The organism is Methylobacterium sp. WL64 (assembly GCF_008039945.1).
Taxonomy (GTDB): domain Bacteria; phylum Pseudomonadota; class Alphaproteobacteria; order Rhizobiales; family Beijerinckiaceae; genus Methylobacterium.
This window is the reverse complement of sequence record NZ_VRVA01000324.1, coordinates 1-605: the sequence shown is the minus strand read 5'-3', so window position 1 is coordinate 605 and position 605 is coordinate 1. Positions and strand designations below refer to the sequence as shown.

Below are 605 nucleotides of genomic sequence, written 5' to 3'. Positions count from 1 at the left end.
GCGCGCATCACGGCGCGGGTCTCGCCCTGCTCGATGCACCGCCCGGCGTAGAGTACCGCCACCGTGTCGGCGATGTCGGCCACCGCCCCGAGATCGTGGGTGATCAGCACGATGGCGGTGCCCATCTCGTCCTGGAGGGCCTTCAGCAGATCGAACACCTGCGCCTGCACGGTCACGTCCAGCGCCGTCGTCGGCTCGTCGGCGATCAGCAGCTTCGGCCGGCAGGCCAGCGCCATGGCGATCATCACGCGCTGGCGCATGCCGCCGGAGAGCTCGTGCGGGTAGGCGTGAAGGCGCCGATCGGCGGCCGGGATTTGGACCGCCCTGAGCATCGCCAGGGCCCGGTCCAGGGCGTCGCGGCGCCCGAGCCGCTGATGCAGCCGCAGCGCCTCGGCAATCTGGTCGCCCACCGTGTAGACCGGGTTCAGGGCCGTCATCGGTTCCTGGAAGATCATCGACATGGCGCTGCCGCGCAACGCCCGCAGCCGGGCCGGCTTGGCCGCCGCGAGATCCTCCCCGGCGAGGCGAATGCGACCGCCGGCACGGGCGAATCCCTCCGGCAGCAGGCCCATGATCGCCAGCGCGGTCATGCTCTTGCCGCAGCC

General features: G+C 71.7%; 1 protein-coding gene. It reads right to left on the bottom strand.

Annotation, left to right across the window (positions count from 1 at the left end):
- The coding region (locus FV242_RS34125; RefSeq protein ID WP_147942057.1) for an ABC transporter ATP-binding protein at positions 1 to 605 on the bottom strand (605 nt) is incomplete at both ends.